This is a genomic window from Gaoshiqia sediminis (assembly GCF_025907915.1).
GTDB lineage: Bacteria > Bacteroidota > Bacteroidia > Bacteroidales > Prolixibacteraceae > Gaoshiqia > Gaoshiqia sediminis.
Genome location: NZ_JAPAAF010000004.1, coordinates 180,146 through 203,116, shown reverse-complemented (window position 1 = coordinate 203,116; position 22,971 = coordinate 180,146). Strand labels below are relative to the sequence as shown.

Below are 22,971 nucleotides of genomic sequence, written 5' to 3'. Positions count from 1 at the left end.
AAAGAAGTGCCGGTAAATGCCAGCGCTTAAAACATTTCTTCCAAGATCCGCAGAAATTGGTTCGCCAAAAATGGCTTGCCCAGATAAGCATCCATGCCGCATTTCAGGCAACGGTCGATATCGGCATCGCCATCGCTGGCAGTCATGGCAATGATGCAGGCCTTTTTATCGAAGCCCTGCTCCTTCTCAAACAACCGGATAACCAGGGTCGATTCGCAACCGTTCATCACCGGCATCATGGCATCCATCAAAATGATATCATAGGGTTTTTGCCTGAATTTTTCAAAAGCCTCCAATCCGTTAAAGGCGCTGTCGATCTCCTGAAAGCGACCCCGTAACGACAAAGTCACCACCCGGTGATTGATCGGGCTATCGTCCACAACCAGCAAACTCAAGTTTGAATAATCCGTCAACATACTAAAGTTTAGTGTAAATTATTAATCAACAGGAACTTTTTCACCGGGGAACCGCACGGCATACTCCTGCCAAAAACTTTTCACTTCCGATTTCATTTCTTTTCGCAGCAACAATATACCGATTAAATTCGGAATAGTCATCAGCGCAATAGTAATTCCTGAAAATGTCCAGATAATCGTCGTATCCGTAAACGACGCCAGGAAAAACCCCAGGACATACACCACGCGGTAATAGAAAACCGCTTTCGATCCGAACAAAAAAGTAACAGCACGATCGCCGTAATATGACCAGGAAATAGCCGTGGAAAAAGCAAACAGCAACAAGCCAATGGCCACAATATAACTGCCCCGGTTGCCCAGCCAGCTTTTCGTAAAGGCAAAAGTAGTGAGGGGTGCACTGTGAATCAGCGATTTTCCCTGAAAAGCCACCGGACCTTGATTCACCGGCGTCCCATTTTGAACAGTCACAGTTCCCGAATAGAGCATTTCGCCCGATAAAACCGTCACGTGCTCGGCCACCGACCGGGCATGCAACACGGTAACTTCATCCTGAATAACTCCCCCAATAACCTCCAGATCGCCCGAAAATAAGGGCAAATCTTTCCTTCCGAGCAAAAAATCATGCAAGTCTTCCCGATCTTCTTGTTGCCCGTCATCATATTGGGAAGCCAATATTTGCATGTCAGCATTCTGAAACCGGTTATCGATTTTTTCGGTCCACACACCCGACGAAAGAATGACCAACCCGGTAAGCATACAGATAATGATGGTATCGATAAACGGTTCGAGCAGGGCAACCAGCCCTTCCGAAACCGGTTCGTGTGCCCGGGCGGCAGCGTGGGCAATGGGTGCAGACCCCTGGCCAGCTTCATTGGAAAACAATCCCCGGTTCACCCCCCGGTTAAAGGCAAATGAAAACCCAGCCCCCAAAAAACCGCCAACAGCAGCCGTTCCGGTCAATACATCGCGAAAGATGGCTATAAATGACGGAACAATATTTTCGTAGTTATACAAGATTACCGCCAGCGCCCCCGTCAAATAGATGAAAGCCATCAGCGGAACCAGTCTCGAGGTAACTTTGGCTATGCGCTTAATCCCGCCAATAATCACAAATCCCAACAGCAGAGCCAGCACAGCACCGGTAAGCACCTTATTAATCCCGAACGTGGTAAACATGGAATTGGAAATCGAATTGACCTGGGGCAAACTGCCTGTGCCAAACGAGGAGAAAACCGTGGCCACCGCAAAAATAACGGCCAACCATTTCAGGTTGAGCCGGTTTTTCATGTAATACATCGGCCCCCCGGCCATCGTGCCATCATCCGTTTTCTCACGGTATTTATGCGAAAGGGTAACTTCAACAAATTTGGTGGTCATCCCCAGCATGGCAGTCACCAACATCCAAAACAAGGCAGCAGGACCACCCAGATGAATGGCAAGGGCCACCCCGGCAATGTTACCCGTGCCTACTGTTCCCGAAAGCGCCGTGGTAAGCGCCTGGAAATGGGATGTATCCCCAACATCGCCTTCGCGGTCAAACTTTCCGCGCACAATTCGTAAGGCATGTTTCAGGTAACGGAACTGCGGAAACTTCAGATAAAGGGTAAAAAACAGGCCCGTTCCCAAAAGCAAGTACACAAACCAATCGCTACCCCCAATGTAACCATCAATTACCGAAAGAAATCCGTTTAAATTATTCATAAGCCCCGTTTAATTTGCCAGCCTAAAATACAATTTAGTTTTTTTGAAGACCAAATAAATAAAACATTTTATCCACAAACCAACCGATTAGTAACATAAAATAAAAAACGACTCCTGAACCTGGCCTATTTTTTTACTGAAAATTCAAAAACAAATCAACATTATGAATTGGTTTTTGCCTATTTTTGTTTACGAACAATTAAACAGATCCATTATGCTACCAAAATTCTTACTTGCAGACAACTCTCAGGAATGTCCGGACACCATCTTTGTGGTACATACCGAAGAACCTAAATTTATTGTTGAAAGTGACATTGAAGATTTCTGGTCGAACCAGAAAGTTCACTGGCTAAGTGAAGCTCCCGGGTCGGAAGAACTAATCAAAGCGTTGCTGGAAGATGCAGAAAACTTCCTGGAAGAAGAATTTGAGAACCAGGATAATTTATATGCCGAAGACGAAGAAGACGAAGATTAGTGCCGGAACTGATGGAACCAGAAAAGAAAAAACTAACACGCTCTGACAATAAAGTAATTGCTGGCGTGTTGGCCGGTTTGGGCGAGTATTTCGAGCTTGATCCGACCATCGTACGTATTATTTACGTGTTGTTGTCTATATTTACGGCAGGCTTTCCCGGATTACTGATTTATGTGATCCTTTGGCTGGTCATGCCGAAAAAAAGTTGATCCACACAACATCCGGCACCAAAACATACAACTAATCCTGAGGAACATCTTTCAGGCTTAGTTGTATCCTTTTCCGGGCAATATCTACCTCCGTAACTTTCACTTTTACATGCTGATGAAGTTTAACCACTTCATTGGGATCACTCACAAACCGGTCGGCAAGTTGCGAAATATGCACCAGCCCGTCCTGTTTAACACCCACATCCACAAAAGCTCCAAACTTAGTAATATTGGTAACGATTCCCGGCAGGATCATGCCCACCTGCAAATCATCTATTTTATAAATGCCGTCAGCAAATTCGAACACCTTAATGCCCCGCCGCGGGTCCCTTCCCGGTTTAGCCAGTTCTGCCTGAATATCTTTCAATGTTGGAATCCCAATGATTCCATCCGCGTATTTTTCCAAATGAATCTTTTCCTGAAGGCTTTTATCAGCAACCAATTCGGCCACGGTACACTTCAAATCGCCGGCCATTCTTTCCACAACGCGGTACGATTCGGGGTGCACAGCCGAATTGTCCAGCGGGTTATCTGCATCGGGGATCCGTAAAAAACCGGCAGCCTGCTCAAAGGCTTTAGCTCCCATGCGGGGCACTTTCAGCAATTCTTTTCGCGACGAAAAGGCGCCGTTTTCTTTCCGGTAATCCACCAGGTTTTGGGCCAACTGGGGCCCCAACCCTGAAATATAGGTCAGGAGGTGCTTCGATGCGGTGTTCACATTCACGCCTACCAGGTTAACGGCAGACTCCACCACTGTATCGAGGCTTTCTTTCAGCATTTTCTGGTCAACATCGTGCTGGTACTGTCCCACGCCGATTGATTTCGGGTCAATCTTTACCAGTTCGGCCAACGGGTCCATCAGCCGGCGGCCAATAGAAACCGCGCCGCGCACTGTCACATCGTACTGCGGGAACTCGTCGCGCGCCACTTTCGATGCCGAATACACCGAGGCGCCATCTTCCGAAACCACAAACACTTTCAGTTCACGGTCGTAACGCAATTTTTTAATAAAATGCTCCGTTTCGCGGCTGGCCGTTCCGTTGCCAATAGCAATGGCTTCAACCTGGTATGCACTTACCAGCGATGTAATTTTCCGCGCTGCTTGCTTGGTTTCTTCCTGCGGCTTGTGCGGATAAATGGTTTCGTTATGCAACAGGTTGCCCTGCGCATCCAGGCAAACCACCTTACAGCCGGTGCGGTAGCCCGGATCGATGGCCAACACCCGCTTTTGTCCAAGCGGCGCAGCCAGCAACAACTGGCGCAAGTTTTCGGCAAACACCCGAATTGCCTCCTGGTCGGCCTTTAGCTTGGCAGCATTGGCAAACTCCGTTTCGATAAAAGGGGCCAGCAAACGCTTGTAGCTGTCTTTTACGGCCAGCGAAACCTGCCGACCGCAATCACTTTCCGACCGCACAAAAAAGCGGTCGAGCCGCTCCAGAATACCGGCTTCGTCGGGGGAAATAGATAAGCGTAAAAAGCCCTCGTTTTCGCCCCGGCGCATGGCCAGCAACCGGTGTGACGGACAGCGCTTCAACGGTTCTTCCCAATCGAAATAGTCACGGTATTTTTCGCCTTCCTCCTCTTTGCTTTTGACAACCTTACTTTTGATGACTGCCCCTATATCGAAAGCACGGCGGACCATATTCCTGGCCTTTTCATTTTCGTTGATCCATTCGGCGATAATGTCGCGGCCGCCTGCCAGGGCATCTTCAACCGTTTCTACCTCGCCTTTCACAAAGGTCATGGCCCGGCCCTCTATGTCCCTCTCCTGTTGTTTCATGATGATCTTTGCCAAAGGTTCCAATCCTTTTTCGCGGGCAATCGAAGCCTTGGTTTTACGCTTTGGCTTGTACGGAAGGTAGATATCTTCCAGCTCCGTGGCATCAAAACAGGTTTCAATCCGGCTTTTAAGTTCAGATGAAAGCTGCCCCTGTTCATCAATCGTTTTCAGGATGGTTTCTTTCCGTTTCAGCAGTTCTTCCAAGCTGGCCTTTTCATCTTTGATCCGGCCAATCTGAACTTCGTCCAAACTGCCGGTACGTTCTTTCCGGTAGCGCGAAATGAAGGGAACGGTAGCGCCGTCATTTAGTAAGTCGATCGTATTTTTCACCTGTACCGGGCTCAGATTGAGCAAACCGGCTATACGTTGAATCAATTCCGGAGTCATCTTGCATTTTTTATTTGGGGGAACGAAGATACACAGAAAAATAAGTTCTGCGGAATTTCAAGGGAGGTTTTGACTTTGTGCGAAATAAAACAACACACAAGATCCACTCAAAAAACCAATCAGCCTGCTGTTTGTTATTGAAAACATAAAATTATCAAGATGGAATATACGATAGAACAGGTTTCGAAATGGATAAAAAGCCGGAAATCAACTTTTGTGAACGGGTTGAAAGAAGGCAGTAAAATTGACGATCAGGTTATTGAACAACTTCTGGAAAATGCCAGTTGGGCTCCGTCGCACGGACTGGTACAAGCCTGGCATTTCAAAGTGTTTGCAGGCGAAGCGGTAAAACGCTTTTTTGCGGTGCAAAAGGAAATTTACAAACAAATTACCCCGGCTGATAAATTCTTCGATTTCAAATACGAAGCTTACGATGATAAGTGGAAACGCGTTTCGCATGTTATTGCTATCATCGCAAAACGTGATCCGTACAAACGGTTTCCGAAGCAGGAAGATATTGTTTCTGTAGGCTGTGCTGTCGAGAACATTTATCTCAGTCTGGAAGCGTTTGGTATTGGCGGCTACCTGAGTACCGGCGAAGTTTGCTACTCACAGCAAATGCACAGGTTCCTGGCACTGGGCGAGGAGGATGAGCCTATTGGCTTTTTCATATTGGGCGAGCCGGATGCATCCGTGCAGCGTCCGCCGCGCATGCGAATTCCGGTAGGCGAAAAAACGGAATGGATCAGGGATTAGATTGGCATCTTTCAAAAAAATCAACCGCGGCCTGCCGCGCCCGATCATAAACAAGCCGTTCCGTTTGCTGCAAGGCCGTTTGTCGGTCCACATGATGGCTGACCAACGAATAAGTTTCATCGAACAAAGCAGCACCTTCGGGAGTGATCTCGCCGCCAATGGCCACGACTGGTATGCCCCGTTGCCTTGCCCTCCGGGCCACGGCGAAAGGCGCTTTGTTATTGGCCGTTTGCGCATCAATGCGACCTTCGCCCGTAATTACCAGGTCCGCTCCCGGCAACTGATTGTCAAAGTTTAGCACATCAAGGATAAATTCGGCTCCCGGCACAAGTTCAGCTTTCAAGAAGCCACACAAGGCCAAATTGATGCCCCCGGCTGCCCCCATTCCCGGAACCTGTTTTAAATCCAATCCTTTTTTCTGAAAAATTACGTTCGCAAGATGCTCCAGGTTTTTCTCCAAAACCGGCATCATGGAGCCGGTTGCTCCTTTTTGCGGGCCAAAAACCGCCACAGCGCCCGAAGCCCCAAGTAAAGGGTTATCAACATCGCAGATTATTTTAACGCTTATTTCATCATAGCGACTAAGTGCTACCTCATCCCAGGAATGGATTTTCCCGGCATTTGCACCGGAAGCCCGGATGCGTTCGCCATGTTCATCATAAAAGGAAACGCCAAGACCTTCCAACAGTCCCATTCCACCATCGATAGTGGCGCTTCCGCCAACCCCCAGCAAAATAGTATTTGCACCACGTTCCACCGCATCCCGAATCAACTCTCCGGTTCCAATACTCGAAGTGTCAAGCGGAGTGAGTTCGGAGAGGCTAAGCAGTTTTAATCCGCTGGCGTTGGCCATTTCAACAACAGCCAACTGGTTGCCAAATCCGTATTCTGCCTCGATCATACGGCCCAACGGATCGTGAACCGGAGAAGTTACCCGGCTCAACTGTAATGCACGAATTAACACTTCAGCTGTAAAATCACCCCCATCGGCTACCGGAAGCTCAATCACCTCAAAACGATCGGAAACCGAACGAAAAGCCTTCCCGATGATTTCGGCAAAAAGAAATGCATCCAGGCTGCCTTTCATGCTATTGGGCGCCGCAATGACCCGATATTTACTGGTCGGCCCTGGAAACATGTAACACGCCTTTAATATGCTGGAGCTTTCTCATTAAAAAGTCAAGGTGTTCGATGTTGTTTACATACACCCGTAAGGTCCCTTCAAACTCGCCGTTGACCGAATCGATGTTGATCGAACGCATTTGCACGCCAATGTCTTTCGAAATGACGTGTGAAATCTGCGCAACAATGCCCACCTCATCAGTTCCCGACATTTTTATGGTTGCCTGGAAAGAAGTCCGTTTGTTGGAATCGCGCCATTTGGCCGGAATAATCCGGTACGGATAACGTTCGAAAAGCTGTTTGGCATTCGGACATGTACGCCGATGAATTTTGATCCCCTCGTTAATGGTGACAAAACCAAATATGTCATCGCCAAAAATCGGGTTGCAACAAGGCGCCAGCTTATGGTTCACGTTCTTTATGTTGTTGTCGATGATCAGGTAATCGTCGCCCCCGGAAAAATCGAACTCTTTGATCTGTTCACCGGGAATAATCTCCTCCAGTTTTTGGCGCACCGATTGCTCTTCATCTTTGGCAATCAGCACTTCTTTAACATCCAGCGTATCAATTTTTTCGGTGGAAATATTGTAATACAGGTCCTGCGCCAGTTTCAGCTGGTAATGCTTCAGCAATGTGCGGATTACCTCATCGTTATAATCAATTTTCCAGTTCTTCAACTTCCGCAGCAAAATCTCTTTCCCATTGTCGGCTTCTCGTTTTCGTTCTTCATTCAAGCTCGCTTTGATGCGGTTTTTTGCCTTGCTGGTTACTACAAAATCAAGCCAATCGAGCTTTGGTTTTTGATTATTCGAAGTGTCCACCGAAATTTGCTGGCCATTTTTCAACTGATACCTCAAGGTTACTTTTTTGCCGTCAACCATTCCGCCAACACACCGATCGCCAACCACCGAGTGGATTTCGTAGGCAAAATCGAGCAGGGTTGCCCCGGCCGGAAGACGTTTTAAATCACCCTTCGGCGTGAATACAAAAATTTCGTCGCTGTAAATATTTGTCCGGAATTCATCAATAAAATCAACTACGTTCAGATCGGGATTTTCCAAAATCTCGCGCACACCGGCCAACCACTGTTCCATTTCGGACGAACTTGATCCGCCTTTATATTTCCAGTGCGCAGCCAGTCCTTTTTCGGCCACCTCATCCATCCGTTTGGTGCGAATCTGAATTTCAATCCACTTTTTGTTCGGACCAAGTACAGTGGCATGCAAACTCTCGTAGCCGTTGGATTTTGGCACGGTAATCCAGTCGCGCATCCGTTCCGGGTTGGCCTGATATTCATCCGTAACAATAGAATAAACCTGCCAGCAATCCGATTTTTCCATCTCCGGTTTCGAATCCAGAATAACGCGAATAGCAAAAAGGTCATACACTTCGTCAAAGCCAACACCTTGACTTTTCATTTTGTTCCAGATGGAGTTGATGGATTTCGTCCGCGCCTTCATATCGAACTGAAAGCCTCGCGAACGCAACTTCTCCTCAATCGGCTTTACAAATTCGGCCACAAAGTTGCGTCGTTCGGATTCCGATTCTTTCAAATGCTCATCAACCAATTTATACGATTCCGGATGCAAGTATAACAGGCACAAATCCAGCAATTCGGAGTTCATGTTGTACAAACCAAGCCGGTGGGCCAGCGGCGCATACAAATGGGAAGTTTCCACCGAAATTTTCTTTTGAACATCGGGGCTGTATTTTCCCAGATTTCGCATCACATGCAAACGATCGGCAATTTTCACCAGGATTACGCGTACGTCGCCAGCCAACGCAAGCATCAGTTTCCGATAGTTTTCGGAATGAAGGTCAACCGTGTCGGTTCCAAGCGCATTGATTTTTGCCATTCCCTCGAGAATACCGCCCACTGTCGGGCCAAAATGCTTGCCTATCTCCTTAAAATCAGGCCGGTTCGGAACATCCTCGTAAGCCACATTATGAAGCAAACCTGAAATAATCGAGTCGGCCCCCAGTCCAATTTCTTTACTGACTACCTGTGCGACTTCAATAGAATGAATCAGAATGATTTCCCCGTTTGGCCAGGTAGCTTCGCCTAAAATTTTCCAGGCATAATCAAAGGCCCGGTTAATTTCTGCCACTTCCGGCTCACCCAAATACGAACGGCACGAGTCCAGCAGGACATTCCAGGCCTCTTCAATTCGTTTGTTCATGGATTTGTGCTTTAAAAACAACAATAAAAAAGGCTACCCAAAATGGCAGCCTTTCAAAAAATATCAATCTCTTTTTTACTTATTCTGCCTTTGTTTCATCTGTAAATACGCGCGATGCCAGTTCACGGTTCATCATAAACAAGCCATTTCCTTGCCCGTTAATCAAACGCAGGTCATCCAAAATCTGGTTCACGTTCTTTTCTTCTTCTACTTGTTCATTGACAAACCATTGAAGAAAACTTTGCGTGGCATGATCATTGGCTGCCATCGCGACATCCACCAAATTGTTAATCAGCGCAGTTACCTTCTGTTCGTGCTCCAGCGTCTTCTCGTACGCATCAATGATACTTTCAAATTCGGTTTGAACACCGGCAATTGGTTCAAGAATCACACGGCCACTGCGTTCGTGTACATAATCAAAAAATTTCATAGCGTGGGTCAACTCTTCCTGATATTGTACTTTCATCCAGTTAGCGAACCCACCCAATCCTTTTGCTTCGAACCAGGCCGACATCGACAAATACAAATAAGCAGAATGAATCTCTGCATTAATTTGATCATTCAACGCTTTTAAAACGGTATCTTTAAGCATAACAGTTATTTTTTTGGTTTCTTTCAAAAATACTTAAAAAAGCTATATTTCCTGCAATCCAAATAACATTCTTTTATTTCTTAAGAATGTTTTAATCCGTCAGCAAAGCCTGCAAAATATTTTTCTTCCGTTAAAAATATTGTTTGGCAAACTCCCGATTTGCCGCCTTATAATTAGTTACGTTTACTTTCTTTCTGGAATTAATGTTCTCCAAAATCCAGGTTAAAAGTCTGTTTCAACAAATTGACATTGGGGTTCTTTTTGATCATTTCAATCAATTTCTCAGTTTCGGAATAGGGTTTAACCTCGACTTCCGACACTATGATCTCTGTGATCAGTTCGATATCGGTGTTGCGCAATTCCTTTCGCAACCAGGAAACCAAGTCGGGTTTTATTTTACTGATCTCACCATCCTGAACCGAATTCTCAATTTTCAGTTGGAGTTTGTGCCTCTCAAAAATTTCCGGCGTGCGCGAAAGCGTGGCTTTCAGGTTCGGGCGTTCATCCAGCCGACGGAGGTATTCGGCCCATTTGGCTTCGAACTGTTCTTTTGTAAAAGGTTCGTGCAAGGTTTCGCCGGCATAATATTTCATCTTTTCCTTGGCATCTTCTACTTGCGTGTCGTCGGTGAGCTTACCGGAAATCGCATCTTTGATAGAGGGAGTGTATCCGCTTCCGGTTCGCTTAATCATCCGTTTGACAGAAACGCGGGAAGTTTTTTGCTCATCGGCTCCGGCCGACTTGGCAGCTGGTTGCACCTGTGGCAAAACAGCTTTTGGCGCAGGCTGACCGGGGGAATCGCTATTAAAAATCGGAGCTAACTCGTCGGAGTTGGGTTCGTCAGCTATTTTTTTTTTAAGGAAAGCTGTGCCATCCGGATCAGGCTCAGCTCAACAAGTAACCGCTTGTTTTGACTTGCCTTGTATTGAATATCGCATTCGTTGCTGATTTTTAGCGCTTCGAGTAAAAAATCGGCATCGCAAGCTACTCCCTGCGATTTGTATTTTTCTTTGATTTCGCCCCCCACCTCAAGCAATTGCACGGTCACGGCATCTTTGCATACCAACAAATCGCGCAAATGGCTGCTCAGGCCCGTAATAAAATGATGCCCGTCGAAACCGTGGTCAAGCACATCATTAAATAACATCAATGCGCCGGGCACATCATTCTTCAACAGCATTTCGATCAGCCTGAAATAATAATCATAGTCCAGCACGTTCAGGTTCGAAATCACATCTTTATACGAAATGCTCCGGCCCGAAAAACTTACAATCTGGTCAAAAATCGACAAGGCATCACGCATGGCGCCATCGGCCTTGTGCGCGATTACGTTCAGCGCTTCCGATTCAATATCAACAGATTCTTGCCGGGCCACATAACCCAGATGTTCAGAAATATCTCCAATCTTGATCCGGTTAAAGTCGAAAATCTGACAACGCGACAAAATCGTTGGAATAATTTTATGCTTTTCTGTCGTTGCCAAAATAAAAATCGCATGCTTTGGCGGTTCTTCCAAAGTTTTCAGAAAAGCGTTGAAAGCCGCCTGCGACAACATGTGTACCTCGTCGATGATATAAATGCTGTACTTACCGATCTGCGGCGGAATACGTACCTGATCAGTCAGGTTACGAATATCGTCCACCGAATTGTTTGAAGCAGCATCCAGCTCGTGAATATTGTACGACCGGTTGCTATTGAATGCCTGGCAGGATTCACATTGATTGCAGGGTTCTGTTTCGGCGGTCAGGTTCTGGCAATTTATGGTTTTGGCGAAAATACGGGCACAGGTCGTTTTTCCAACCCCGCGCGGACCACAAAACAAGTATGCATGGGCTAACTGGCTGTTTTTGATGGCATTCTTCAGGGTCGCAGTAATCGATGCCTGTCCTACAACTGTTTGAAAGGTGTCTGGCCGGTATTTTCGTGCAGAAACAATAAAATTCTCCATAATTTCGCGAAATGAAAATCAAAGATAAACATTTTGCCCTATTTTCAGGGAGCTTTTTTATCAACAAAGCGAAGCATGATTTGTAACTATTTCTGCCTAAACTTTTTCGGCTGAAAACTGTTTTCAAAACTGGACGATAGCTTGTAAAAACAAGAAATTACAGTGCTACCGTCCAGTGAAAAGGATTCAACAACTATCAACTAAAAATAACGTGTATGAAGAAATTTACCCTACTGATTTTTTTTGCCATGATTGCTACCATTGGCTTTGGACAAGAGTCGTTTTACGATTTTACGGTGAAGAACATCGAAGGACAGGATTTTAGTCTTTCCAGCCTGAAAGGGAAAAAAGTACTGGTGGTCAACACGGCTTCCAAATGCGGATTGACCCCGCAATACGAGGCTTTGCAAGCGTTATACAAACAATACGGTGGTCTTAACTTCACCATCATTGGTTTTCCGGCCAACAACTTCTTGGGGCAAGAACCAGGCAGCGATGACGAAATACAGGAATTTTGCCAGCGTAATTATGGCGTGTCGTTTCCCATGATGTCGAAAATTTCGGTGAAAGGCTCCGACATGGCGCCGATCTACCAATGGCTAACTCAAAAATCAAAAAACGGTGTAATGGACTCAGAAGTTGGCTGGAACTTTCAAAAATACCTGATTGACGAAAACGGACAACTGGTTGATTTTTTCAGCCCAAAAACCAAACCCGATGATCCGAAAATTGTGAACTGGATTACCGGGAAAGCCAACTAAGGTGGAAAAAAGAAGAAGTCAGCAGGAACAGAATTCGCCCGGTTTCTGCTGACTTTTTTATTCTCCGGTGGTTATTTCTGTGCTTATTTCTTTTCCTCACTACTTTTTGCCCGTTGCCGCTTGCGGTAGGCCTGGTCGATAAAGAACAAGATCAATAGCCCAAAGATAATCATTACAAAATACATGTCTTTACTGGCAAACAATGGCTCGGTATTTCCCACGGCCACATATCCCAGCCAATAATGAGGATGGGCTTTCAGCGGATCGGCCTGTTCGATGTGGGCCAATTTGGCCATACGCAAAGCTTCGTTTTTGTCTTTTCCTTTAGAAAGCATCTTGTAGAAATCGCGCATAATTATTGCGCCCGACTCATCTTCCACCTCCCACAGTGTCATAATAATAGAAGGGCAACCGGCATACAAAAACCCGCGGGCAAGGCTCATAACGCCCTCGCCTTTTTGCAACTTCCCGCTGCCCGTGTTACAAGCGCTCAACACCGCCATCCGGGCATTTAGCTTCATCGTGTAAATTTCGCTCGTATTCAGCCAACCGTCATCTTCGGCATTAGACAGGGGCTTGGAAAAAGCCAGGCGCGAATACATGGGCAGCGTATCATTTAGAATGGTGTGCATAGCCAGGTGCAAAATGTCGTATTCCGAAGCCACTTGCTTGAACTGCATTTCCTGCGCCAACGAATCACGATAAATATCGCCCGACACATAATTGCTGATCATTTTCACTTCCTTCTCAACGGCTGGCAGGGGCAACAAACCTGAACGGAAGGTGGCAAAGTCCTGCGAATCACGACCATCGTTCAGGTAACTGGGCGCAAAGGCCAGTAAGTCTTTGGGTGCCACTTTCTTTTTGCCAAAATAATTGTAAAGCAAGGTGGTTGAATAGGTATAACTGACCGAATAATCTTTCACCAAATACGGCAAAAGCCTGAAATTCATGACCGACGTATCGGGCAGCGAAGTGAGCAAGGCATCGAACGGAATATATGCCAGTTTATCGTCAGGAATTACAATTAAATGCTTCCCTCCAATCTGCGATTTAACTCCGGCCAATAAATCCGAATATAATTGATGGGCAGAAACGGCGTAATCCCGGTATTCGTTCAGCCCGGTATATAAATAGGCCGGACTGGTCAGAAACTGATAAACGGTTTCGATGTTCCGCACAAAACCGGTGTCAATATTAGTTTTGGTAAAGCTAAGTTGGTCGCTCGTTATCACAAACCGAAACAATTTTCCCGACTTCTGTTCATCATCCGGTTCTTCAATCAGGTATTCGACGATAGCGTCCCTGCTCTTCAGGTTAGCCCGGACCGACTCAAGGTCGATCACTTCATTTCGGTACTTAAAATTGTAATAGTTCGGGAAGGAATCCTCCAGATATTGTGTCAACTGGCTGTATTGTTCCGAATATTGGAAAATTTTTGAATTGAACAGCGCCAGTTTCTCCGGGTCCGGCTCTTCGAGTTGGCGCTCTTCAAACAACATTTGCTTGTAGTTCGAAATATTCAGCTTCAACACATCCTCACGGTTCAGTAAGCTGTCGGGGATGCCGCCAAATTGCTTGGCACGCGAATCTTTTACTGCGGCCAAAAAGCTGGCCGATTTACTCTTCTCTGTAAACTCGAAACCTTTCAGCGCATAGGCCTGGTCGCTGGTTTGTGTATACAATTTAAAACAAAGGTGCACAGCCTCAATAAAGGTGGCTTCCTGGTTTTCAGAAAGGAAAAGGCGACTTTCTTCCGAAACATAGCCAGTCCGGATTTGGTGGACCAGGTCGGCTGAAAGCGAAATGGCATCGAGCGCTGCCCGATAATTTTCAACCGATTCTTTCTTTTTTGAAATAGTCAGATTCAAATCACCCAGCACATCGAAGCAGTGTGATTTTTTTTTCAGAATTTCCAATAATTGAATTTCGGATATTGCCTCGCTGATTTCGGGATTCGCCTGCGGGTTTAAATCGGAAAATGAATCGGTGACGGCAACTACTGCCTTTTGGTAATAAGCCAGGGCCAGTTGCATGTCTTCCTGTTTTTTCCGGTTGAAATCAGCCGGCAAACTAGCCTCAGAGCTCCGCCCGAAATAATAATCGGCATAGTTCAGCATCACCTGACTATATTGCATACTTTTATGGGTAAAATACTTCTCAATGATCTTCTCCGAACGCGCATTAAACTCAGGCACCAGATCAAATTGTTTCTCCGACAACAAAAAAGAAACGTAATTGGCATATTCAAGCCCTAAATCATAGCTATCCTCACCCGACACAGCTGCCAAAATTTTGAACGTTTCATGGTAATACCGGTCCGCCAGTTCAGCATCGCCTTTCTCGGCATAAATGCGGGCCAACAGGCTGGTATAAAACGAACGAATTTCATTGCCAACTCCCGAAATATTGGCCATACAACTGGAAATGGCCTCTTCGTAGCGTTTTAACAGAAAGAGGGATTCGGCGATGTTGTAACGTGTAATTTCAACCTGATCTTTGTTCGAAGAATAATTCAACAATAAGACACGCAAAGCTCCTTGTTGATACTCAAAGTTTTTTATGTAATCGCCTTTCAATTTATAAATTGTACCTATGTTACTATAAATATACCCAAGTCGAGAATAATCCTCGCCAAAATCATTTACATATAATTTTTCAGCGCGTAAATAATTATTAATAGCTAAATCATATTCACCTAAATTCTTGTTCTGAATTCCGATATTATTCAGAACAGCAGACAATCGAGAAGAATTCACACCATAAATTCTTTCTCTCAATTTCAATACGCTATGAAAATATGATTTTGCCAGTTCGAAATCCCCCATTCTCCCGGCCTTAATACCTTCTCGATTGTACTCAATCATCAACAAACTATCCTGATCAGTAGCTGAAATTTTTGATGGCTGCGAATAAGAATAAAGAGTTTCCCCAAAAAAAATAAAAAAAACAAACAAACACAAACGACATTCAATCAAACACTTAGCAATTATTAGGTATTTTTCTTTCATTTTTTTCAATTCTACCGGGGTTACCTTTTTCACCTTTACCGGATAAAATCACGAACAAAGGATAATTAAGGAATTTTAAACATTAACCATTAAAAACGAAAAGTAATGAAAACTTTATTTGCTAACAACGAAAAAAACCTTTTTGAATCATTCGAAATTTTAACAAAAGAAGAATTAAACGAAGTTAAAGGCGGAATTTCCCGTGATTTAGATTCTTATATCGAAGATCTGGACTAAATTTTTGTGAAAATTACCCCGTCAAAAAATTGAAAAACATTCTGAATAAACAAATCATTAAAATACTGACAAATAAGATTTTACTTCACAACAATCTTCAACGTCAAATTTTAAGATCAAACAGCCCAAACAAAGCCAGACTTTTCAGAAGAGATTCAATCAATCAAGCGACGATAATTTAAACAAAGCAAAATCAACCAAAAAAATTTCTGTTCTTTCGCCCGTATTTTTTGCAAACCGATTAGATTGTTTATTTCAAAAACACGTTTTTCCTGATCATATTGCAATAATAAGTACACTGGCAAAAACAACCGTTCACTGTTCTTTTTGTAGAAAAAATTTACCAAATTTTGAAAGATGATACGCAAGTCACAATACACCGAATACATTGACAAATACCTGAGCCTGGAGTTGACCGGCGACGAGCTGAGGGAATTCAATGCAGAATTGGCCATCAATTCGGACCTGAGGGAAGAAATTGAACTTCACCAGGAAATCGAAAGCGCCATGCAGGAAAAAGAGATCGCTTCTCTGAGAAATAGCCTGCAAAGCATTATGGCTCAAGAACAAACTGAAGAAATGGAAGAACTGGTTCACATGGAACACCAATCTTACAACTTCGACTTGTCAGAAGAACTGTCATCTTTCAAAGAATTCACTAACCCGGTCAATATCAACGATATTTTCAGCTTCGGCCAAAGTTTGCCTATTCTGCATATGGCCCAGCATAAATACGCTGAAAAAGAAAACATTCATCAATTCTACAAAGAACAACAAAAACAGGACGTTCACGCAGAAGACGAATTTTCGCTCACCCCGCACGATGAAGCCATTTTTGCCGATATCGAACAGGCCATGACCGAGAAAGACATTCTGGACCTGAGGGCTAACCTGCAACAAATTGCTGCCAACATTCCGACCCACGAACGCAGCGCCCAGGAAATTGAGCAATACATTCATCAAGAACTGGAAGCTTCTACCCTGGCCGAATTTGAAAACGAATTGGTTATCAATCAGGGATTAGCACGCGACGTTGAACTCTTCCTGGAAATTGACCAGGCAGCTGCCGAAACGGATATTATGGATTTGAGGGCCAGCCTGCAAAGCATTCAGCATACCGAATCATCAACATCCCGCAAAATCGAGGAGATTGATCAGTATCTGAGCAACGAACTTTCAGAAGATGAATTGGCTTCGTTCGAATCTGAACTTACCAACAACCTGGATTTGGTTGCCGAGCTGGAACTCTACAAAGACATTGACCGCGCAATTCAGGAAACTGATGTCATGGGATTGAGGGAAAAACTGGACCATATCAGCAAAGATATCATCAAAGAAAAACGCAAAGAACGTTCGTTTGTCGCCCGGATTCCGAACTCTCGGGTTGCCATTGCCACAGTTGCAGCTTCATTGATACTGATAATCAGCATCACCAGCCTGATCAGCCGGAATAAAGCAGCCAGTAACGACCAATTATACAGTCAATATTACGAAACGTATCAGGCAGCAGGCATTTTCAGGTCGGGTCATGCTACGCTCGATAATAAAATCACCTTGGCCCTGCACCAATATAATGACGAAAATTACCCGGCAGCACTGCAACTCTTCAACGATGTGCTCGCCATTGACCAAGACAACCCTGTGGGAAATTTTTACGCCGGGATGGCTTATCAGCAAACGGGAGAATATAACCAGGCAATTACCTCTTTCGAATCGGTTATTAAAGCAAAAAACAACCTTTTTGTAGAACAAGCTGAATGGTACGCCGGACTTTGCTTCCTGCAAACCGACGAGCGGAAAAAAGCCTTCAGAAAATTTAAAAAGATAGCCGAAAGTAATAGCTACTACAGTGAAAAAGCCTCGGCCATATTACGAAAGATGAAATACATCGAATAAAAAGATCAATATATAGTTAGCAGAAAAGTGAAGCGTTACTGGCAACATCCTTAGTTCAAAATTCCTTAGTTCAAATTATCCTGGTCAAAGCGTTCATTTTTCACACGGTATTCAAAATGAAATTCTTAATTATCCTATCCTTACCTGTTCAAAAAGTAATTCTGAATACCTTCATTCGCAAGTAAAGTTTTTCAAATAAATGGTTAATACAGCAAAAGCCCGGTAGCTCCGGGCTTTTGGTATTGATGAAAATTGGTCGAGACAGGTGTGTGTAAAAATCAAACCAACTATCTTTACCGCTCCAACAAAAAATGATCATGATAAAAGAAGCCTGTATAGAAAATTTTGCCGAAGCACTGGCCGCACAGCAAGCCGGCGCCAACCGGGTTGAACTCTGCGAAAACCTGCAGGTTGGCGGCACTACCCCATCCTATGGTACGATTAAAACGTGTGTTCAAAAACTGGCTGTTCCATCCTTCATCATGATCCGTCCACGCGGAGGAAACTTTGTATATTCGACGGAAGAGTTGGAAATTATGAAGACCGATATTGACATCTGCAAGCAACTAGGTGTACCTGCGGTTGTATTCGGGTTGCTGACCCCGACCGGTGAGATTGATGTAAAAAATACACGCGAACTAATTGAACATGCCAGGCCTATGCAGGTCACTTTTCACAAAGCATTCGACGAGTTGACCGATCCATTGGCCGGAATGGAAATCTTGATCCGCATAGGCGCCGACCGAATACTTACCTCGGGAACAAAAGCAACAGCCGAAGAAGGTATGGACATGCTGAACCAATTGATAGAAAAAGCAAGCGGACGAACCATCATTGTGGCAGCCGGAAAAGTAACCAGAGAAAACTTGCCTGAGCTAAGTAAATTAATACGCACCAACGAATTTCACGGAAAGAAGATTGTATAATCTGTTTCTCGTAAGTATCAAGTAAAAAGGCAAAATAAACTGCCATAGTCGGATTAACCAACAAAGTTGAACAGGCTGTTTTTGTTTCCGCGAGAATGTTGTATTTTAGTTAAGCAGAAATTCTTGGGACGCCCCTATCAATTTCCATCAAAAATAACAACCCTATCGATCATGGCAGAAATTAAAAATGACCAGCTTCAATTGGCTTCGGATTTCGTACGCTACACCAACCAAAACATTTTTTTGACCGGAAAAGCCGGGACCGGAAAAACCACCTTCCTGAAAAACCTGAAACGCGAGTCACCCAAGCGCATGGTTGTAGTTGCGCCAACCGGCGTGGCTGCCATCAACGCAGGCGGGGTCACCATTCATTCCTTCTTCCAGGTCTCATTCGGGCCACAGGTTCCTCAGGAAAATCCATCGATGAGCATTAGCAGCCAATCAGGATTAAATGCGCCTACCAACATCAAACGGTACAGCCAGGAAAAAATCAACATCATCCGAAGCCTCGACTTATTGGTGATTGATGAAATCAGCATGGTCCGTGCCGACTTGCTAGATGCCATTGACGAGGTATTGCGCCGTTTCCGCGACCGGCGAAAACCTTTTGGCGGCGTACAACTTTTAATGATCGGCGATCTGCAACAGCTCGCCCCAGTGGTGAAGGAAGAAGAATGGAACATCCTGAAAAGCTATTACGACACCTGCTATTTTTTTAGCAGCCGTGCCCTCCGTCAATCGAATTTCATCAGCATCGAATTGCGTCACATCTATCGCCAAAGCGATGAAAAATTCATTCATCTTCTCAACCAAATCCGAGAAAACAATGCCGACGCAAACACCCTTTCCGAACTGAACAAACGCTATATCCCCGGTTTTAAGCCAACCGACGAAGAAGGCTACATCACCCTGACGACACACAATTACCAAGCACAACAAATCAACCAAACCAAGCTGAAAGAACTGAAAAGCAGAGAACATTTTTTTGAAGCCAATGTGCATCTTGATTTTCCGGAATACCTTTACCCAACCGACTTTGAACTAGTATTAAAAACCGGCGCACAGGTGATGTTTGTAAAAAACGACAGTTCGTCGGAAAAGCTATATTTCAACGGAAAGATTGGAAAAATCACACGTATTTGGGAAGATAAGATCGAAGTTTCGTGTAAAGGTGATTTTGAACCAATTGTCGTAGAACGCGAAACCTGGCAGAATGCCAAATACTCGCTCGACCCCGAAACCAAAGAAATAAAAGAAGAAATTATTGGGACCTTTGAGCAGTTTCCGCTGAAACTGGCCTGGGCCATTACCATCCACAAAAGTCAGGGACTTACTTTTGAAAAAGCCATCATCAACGCGCGATTATCATTTGCCCACGGACAGGTTTATGTGGCGCTCAGCCGCTGCAAATCTCTGGAAGGACTGGTGCTGAGTTCGCCCATTGAAACGCAAAGTATCAAAAATGACGGCACCGTCCGTTCGTTCACCCAACAGGTTGAACAAAACCAACCCGGTGAGAAAGAACTGACCAATTCTCGAAAAATTTATCAGCAACAACTGCTGAGCGAACTTTTCGATTTCAAACCGTTACTTTGGCAGCTCCAATACCTTCAGAAATTATGCACCGAACACGGCGCCTTGTTGTTGGGCAACCTGCCGCAAACACTTCAACAGGTGTTGCCTCACTTGAAAACGGATATGCTGGAAGTATCCGAAAAGTTCGACCGTCAAATCCGGCAACTGATCACCCTGACAGCGGATGCAGAAGCAAATGACCAACTTCAGGAACGGGTAACAAAAGCCAGCGCCTACTTTTTGGAGAAACTGGAAAACCTCATCATCAACCCCCTTCAGAAGACAGGCTTTCAAACCGACAACGCTGCCATCCGCAAAAGTTTTCAGGAAGGGATGGAAAAGCTACACCGCGAACTTGCCATAAAGAAAAGTGTGCTGAACTGTTGCCTGAATGGGTTCCAATTGAAAACCTATCTGGAAACAAAAGCAAAAGCCACCATTACGCCCGGATTCAAAACCCACGCTAGTGATCATGCCATGGCGGCTACGTCTTCTCATCCCGCTTTTTTCAACACGTTAAGCACCTGGCGACTGAAAAAATCAAAAGCACAACAAGTTCCCGTTTCCAAAATCATTCCTCAGAAAACCTTATCCGAAATCGCCGAAAAACTGCCAGCCAAACTTATCCAGTTAAAAGCGATAAAAGGACTGGGCGGAAAGAAACTGCAACAATATGGCAAAGAAATCCTGGAAATGACCATTGCTTACCGAAAGGAAAAAGGCATGGAACTCCCCGTCGGAGCTGAAAAAGAACCCGCCAAAGCCATGCTCGACTCCAAAAATATAAGCTTTAATCTTTTCAAATCGGGTAAAACAGTTGATGAAATTGCCCGGGAACGGGAAATGGCTCTTTCGACCATTGAAGGGCACCTGGCCCATTTCGTGGGCACCGGCGAATTGGAAATTAAACATTTGGTAGCCCCTGAAAAGCAAAAAACCATTGTTGAATTGGTCGGTAAGAATCCAAACCTGTCATTTGGCAAACTTAAAGCAGCATTGGGAGAAAGTTACACTTACTCTGAAATCCGATATGTATTAAAATATCTGGAAGTAACCAATCAATCAGCAAAATAAGCTACACCAAAAACATCTTCATCGTTCCTTAATCACTTAATTGAAAAATATTGATAGTTTTATCCGCAATTAACAGTGCTGAAATGAATGGAACTCCGGCGAGTGAAAATACGAAACAGCTGGTAAAGAGGCTAAAAGAAGAAGACATGAAAGCCTTCGATATACTTTACCGTCAATACAGTGAACGGCTGTATAGTTTTGCCTTTTCCATTCTGAAAAACCGCGAAGATGCCAAAGAGATTGTACAGGATACTTTTCTGAAACTGTGGAACAAACGTAAGGAAATCCAACCCAACCAATCGTTGAATGCTTATCTCTTCACCATATCCCACAACATTTCCATCGACCTGATCCGAAAACGACTGAAGGACGAAAAGTATGCCGAATATTTAAAAACCCATGTAACCAAAGAGGGAACAGAAACAGAGAACCTTTTTCATTTCAACGAACTGACTTACAAGCTTCAAGAAGCTATTCAGCAATTACCCAAACAACGCAAACTTATTTTTCAGATGAGCCGGGAGGAAGGCCTCAGTCATGCCGAAATCGCAAAAAAACTCAACATCTCCGTAAAAACGGTTGAAAACCAAATCAACCTGTCCTTAAAATCCATCCGGAGAAAATTGAATTCAGGAGAACTAAAATCATTTCTTTTCACCTCCTTATTCATCTAACCAACAACAACTTATAAAAAACGGATTAATTTTTCTATATTTTCCCTTGGGGGATACAACTATCTTCTACGTAATACCTGTGAACTTCTGACAATCACTCCTGGCTTGGAGCTAACCAGAGTTCAGTTTTTTAAATCATTATCAAATGGACAAATCTGAAAATATAGTTTCACTGATAGAAAAATACCTGAACAATACCTGCAATCCGGAAGAGCTTGCCCGGATGATTCAGTTGTTTCAATCGGATGAGCACAAGGAACAATTGAGGATGCTGCTTTTCGAATACTGGCAGCATTCGCCATCAAACCGGCACAAAATCAGGGAAGACGAACTTAACCAAATGCTCGACTCCATTCATCATCAGATTAATCTGGAACAAAAAGCAAAACAACCAATCCTCCGAAAATTTTACCAGTACGCTCAGCGGGCTGCCGCCGTCCTGTTTATCCCGCTGCTGCTAGCCAGTGTCTGGATGTTCTACCAAAACACCAATCATGCCACAAGCGGACAATATATTACACTGGAAACGCCCATGGGCTCGAAACTGAAAACGGTATTGCCCGATGGCACCGAAGTTTGGCAAAACGGCGGAACAACCCTGCAGTATCCAAGTCAGTTCACACAAAGAAATCGCGAAGTCATCCTCACCGGAGAAGCCTATTTCCATGTTTCATCCGACAAAAAGCATCCGTTTGAAGTAAAAACAACCGATGGCATCATCACGGTTACCGGCACCCGATTTAATGTTTCGGCATTCCCCGACGACGACCATTCATCGGTTGTACTGGAAGAAGGGAAAGTGTATTTCGCACCGGCTAACAATTTGGAAAAGAAACTGGAAATGAACCCAAACGAACAAGTCATATACCGGAAACAATCCGGCTCGCTGACCAAACAAATAGTTGATGTGGATAAATATACCGCATGGACCGAAGGAAAACTGATTTTCAGAAATGACCCGCTGGAAGAAGTAATCACCCGTTTGAGCAGATGGTACAATACTGAAATTGAATTGAAAGACCCGACCGGAAAACTGGGCAAACATCCGTTCACGATGACCATCCAAAACGAAACGTTACCCCAGGTGTTGGAGTATGTTTCCAATGCTGCCGGATTTCGTTTAGAACAGTATACCATAAGCCCGCAACAAAGCAGCAGCATGACAAGAACTAAATACGTGATCTCAAGACACAATTAAACATGCCTTTGCCAATGAGAAAAGAAGAAAAATAAATAAGGGAAAGTGCTGCA

The 22,971-nt window shown here is 44.6% G+C and carries 19 protein-coding genes; 10 read left to right on the top strand and 9 right to left on the bottom strand.

Annotated elements, in window-relative coordinates:
• Positions 1–26: 26 nt before the first annotated feature.
• Positions 27–416: a response regulator gene (locus tag N2K84_RS04895; protein WP_282590663.1), complete on the bottom strand. Its 390-nt coding sequence runs from the start codon at positions 414–416 to the stop codon at positions 27–29.
• 21 nt (positions 417–437) lie between these two features.
• A complete protein-coding gene (locus tag N2K84_RS04890) occupies positions 438–2,117 on the bottom strand; it encodes an alanine/glycine:cation symporter family protein (RefSeq protein ID WP_282590662.1) in 1,680 nt (559 codons plus the stop codon).
• Positions 2,118–2,331: 214 nt separating this feature from the next.
• Here N2K84_RS04890 and N2K84_RS04885 point away from each other — a divergent pair, with 214 nt between their 5' ends.
• Positions 2,332–2,592, top strand: a complete 261-nt coding sequence (locus N2K84_RS04885) for a hypothetical protein (RefSeq protein WP_282590661.1) — start codon at positions 2,332–2,334, stop codon at positions 2,590–2,592.
• An 11-nt stretch (positions 2,593–2,603) separates the two neighbouring features.
• Positions 2,604–2,801 carry a PspC domain-containing protein gene (locus tag N2K84_RS04880; protein WP_282590660.1) on the top strand — a complete coding sequence of 66 codons (198 nt, stop codon included), beginning with the start codon at positions 2,604–2,606 and terminating at the stop codon, positions 2,799–2,801.
• Between the two features lie 31 nt (positions 2,802–2,832).
• Here N2K84_RS04880 and N2K84_RS04875 read toward each other — a convergent pair whose 3' ends face one another.
• The gene (locus N2K84_RS04875) at positions 2,833–4,968 is read right to left on the bottom strand and encodes a Tex family protein (protein WP_282590659.1); all 2,136 of its coding nucleotides are present in this window, start codon (positions 4,966–4,968) and stop codon (positions 2,833–2,835) included.
• Positions 4,969–5,127: 159 nt separating this feature from the next.
• On the opposite strand from N2K84_RS04875, the gene N2K84_RS04870 reads away from it, so the two are divergent.
• A complete protein-coding gene (locus N2K84_RS04870; protein WP_282590658.1) occupies positions 5,128–5,724 on the top strand; it encodes a nitroreductase family protein in 597 nt (198 codons plus the stop codon).
• Here the strand turns inward: N2K84_RS04870 and N2K84_RS04865 are convergent.
• From N2K84_RS04865 to N2K84_RS04845, 5 genes are all read right to left on the bottom strand, one after another.
• Complete coding sequence (locus N2K84_RS04865) at positions 5,714–6,862, bottom strand: glycerate kinase (protein WP_282590657.1); 1,149 nt, start codon at positions 6,860–6,862, stop codon at positions 5,714–5,716. The genes N2K84_RS04870 and N2K84_RS04865 overlap by 11 nt on opposite strands.
• Positions 6,840–9,026, bottom strand: a complete 2,187-nt coding sequence (locus N2K84_RS04860) for a RelA/SpoT family protein (RefSeq protein ID WP_282590656.1) — start codon at positions 9,024–9,026, stop codon at positions 6,840–6,842. The genes N2K84_RS04865 and N2K84_RS04860 overlap by 23 nt, the downstream gene beginning before the upstream one ends.
• Before the next feature lie 79 nt (positions 9,027–9,105).
• A complete protein-coding gene (locus tag N2K84_RS04855; RefSeq protein ID WP_282590655.1) occupies positions 9,106–9,618 on the bottom strand; it encodes a ferritin in 513 nt (170 codons plus the stop codon).
• Between the two features lie 200 nt (positions 9,619–9,818).
• A complete protein-coding gene (locus N2K84_RS04850; RefSeq protein ID WP_282590654.1) occupies positions 9,819–10,376 on the bottom strand; it encodes a hypothetical protein in 558 nt (185 codons plus the stop codon).
• 86 nt (positions 10,377–10,462) lie between these two features.
• The gene (locus N2K84_RS04845; RefSeq protein ID WP_282590653.1) at positions 10,463–11,566 is read right to left on the bottom strand and encodes a DNA polymerase III subunit gamma/tau; all 1,104 of its coding nucleotides are present in this window, start codon (positions 11,564–11,566) and stop codon (positions 10,463–10,465) included.
• Positions 11,567–11,781: 215 nt separating this feature from the next.
• Between N2K84_RS04845 and N2K84_RS04840 the strand changes: the two genes are divergently transcribed.
• A complete protein-coding gene (locus N2K84_RS04840) occupies positions 11,782–12,327 on the top strand; it encodes a glutathione peroxidase (RefSeq protein WP_282590652.1) in 546 nt (181 codons plus the stop codon).
• 83 nt (positions 12,328–12,410) lie between these two features.
• On the opposite strand, the gene N2K84_RS04835 is transcribed toward N2K84_RS04840, so the two are convergent.
• Complete coding sequence (locus N2K84_RS04835) at positions 12,411–15,107, bottom strand: CHAT domain-containing protein (protein WP_282590651.1); 2,697 nt, start codon at positions 15,105–15,107, stop codon at positions 12,411–12,413.
• Between the two features lie 336 nt (positions 15,108–15,443).
• Here N2K84_RS04835 and N2K84_RS04830 point away from each other — a divergent pair, with 336 nt between their 5' ends.
• The 6 genes from N2K84_RS04830 to N2K84_RS04805 all read left to right on the top strand — a co-directional run bounded on the left by N2K84_RS04830 (position 15,444) and on the right by N2K84_RS04805 (position 22,918).
• The gene (locus N2K84_RS04830; protein ID WP_282590650.1) at positions 15,444–15,575 is read left to right on the top strand and encodes a ComC/BlpC family leader-containing pheromone/bacteriocin; all 132 of its coding nucleotides are present in this window, start codon (positions 15,444–15,446) and stop codon (positions 15,573–15,575) included.
• 357 nt (positions 15,576–15,932) lie between these two features.
• Positions 15,933–17,471: a tetratricopeptide repeat protein gene (locus N2K84_RS04825; protein WP_282590649.1), complete on the top strand. Its 1,539-nt coding sequence runs from the start codon at positions 15,933–15,935 to the stop codon at positions 17,469–17,471.
• Positions 17,472–17,782: 311 nt separating this feature from the next.
• Positions 17,783–18,397, top strand: coding sequence for a copper homeostasis protein CutC (locus tag N2K84_RS04820; protein WP_282590648.1), 615 nt, complete (start codon positions 17,783–17,785; stop codon positions 18,395–18,397).
• Between the two features lie 171 nt (positions 18,398–18,568).
• Entirely contained in the window at positions 18,569–21,046 is a 2,478-nt protein-coding gene (locus N2K84_RS04815; RefSeq protein WP_282590647.1) for a helix-turn-helix domain-containing protein, read from the top strand.
• 83 nt (positions 21,047–21,129) lie between these two features.
• The gene (locus tag N2K84_RS04810; RefSeq protein ID WP_282590646.1) at positions 21,130–21,720 is read left to right on the top strand and encodes an RNA polymerase sigma factor; all 591 of its coding nucleotides are present in this window, start codon (positions 21,130–21,132) and stop codon (positions 21,718–21,720) included.
• 145 nt (positions 21,721–21,865) lie between these two features.
• The gene (locus N2K84_RS04805; protein ID WP_282590645.1) at positions 21,866–22,918 is read left to right on the top strand and encodes a FecR family protein; all 1,053 of its coding nucleotides are present in this window, start codon (positions 21,866–21,868) and stop codon (positions 22,916–22,918) included.
• Positions 22,919–22,971: the final 53 nt, after the last annotated feature.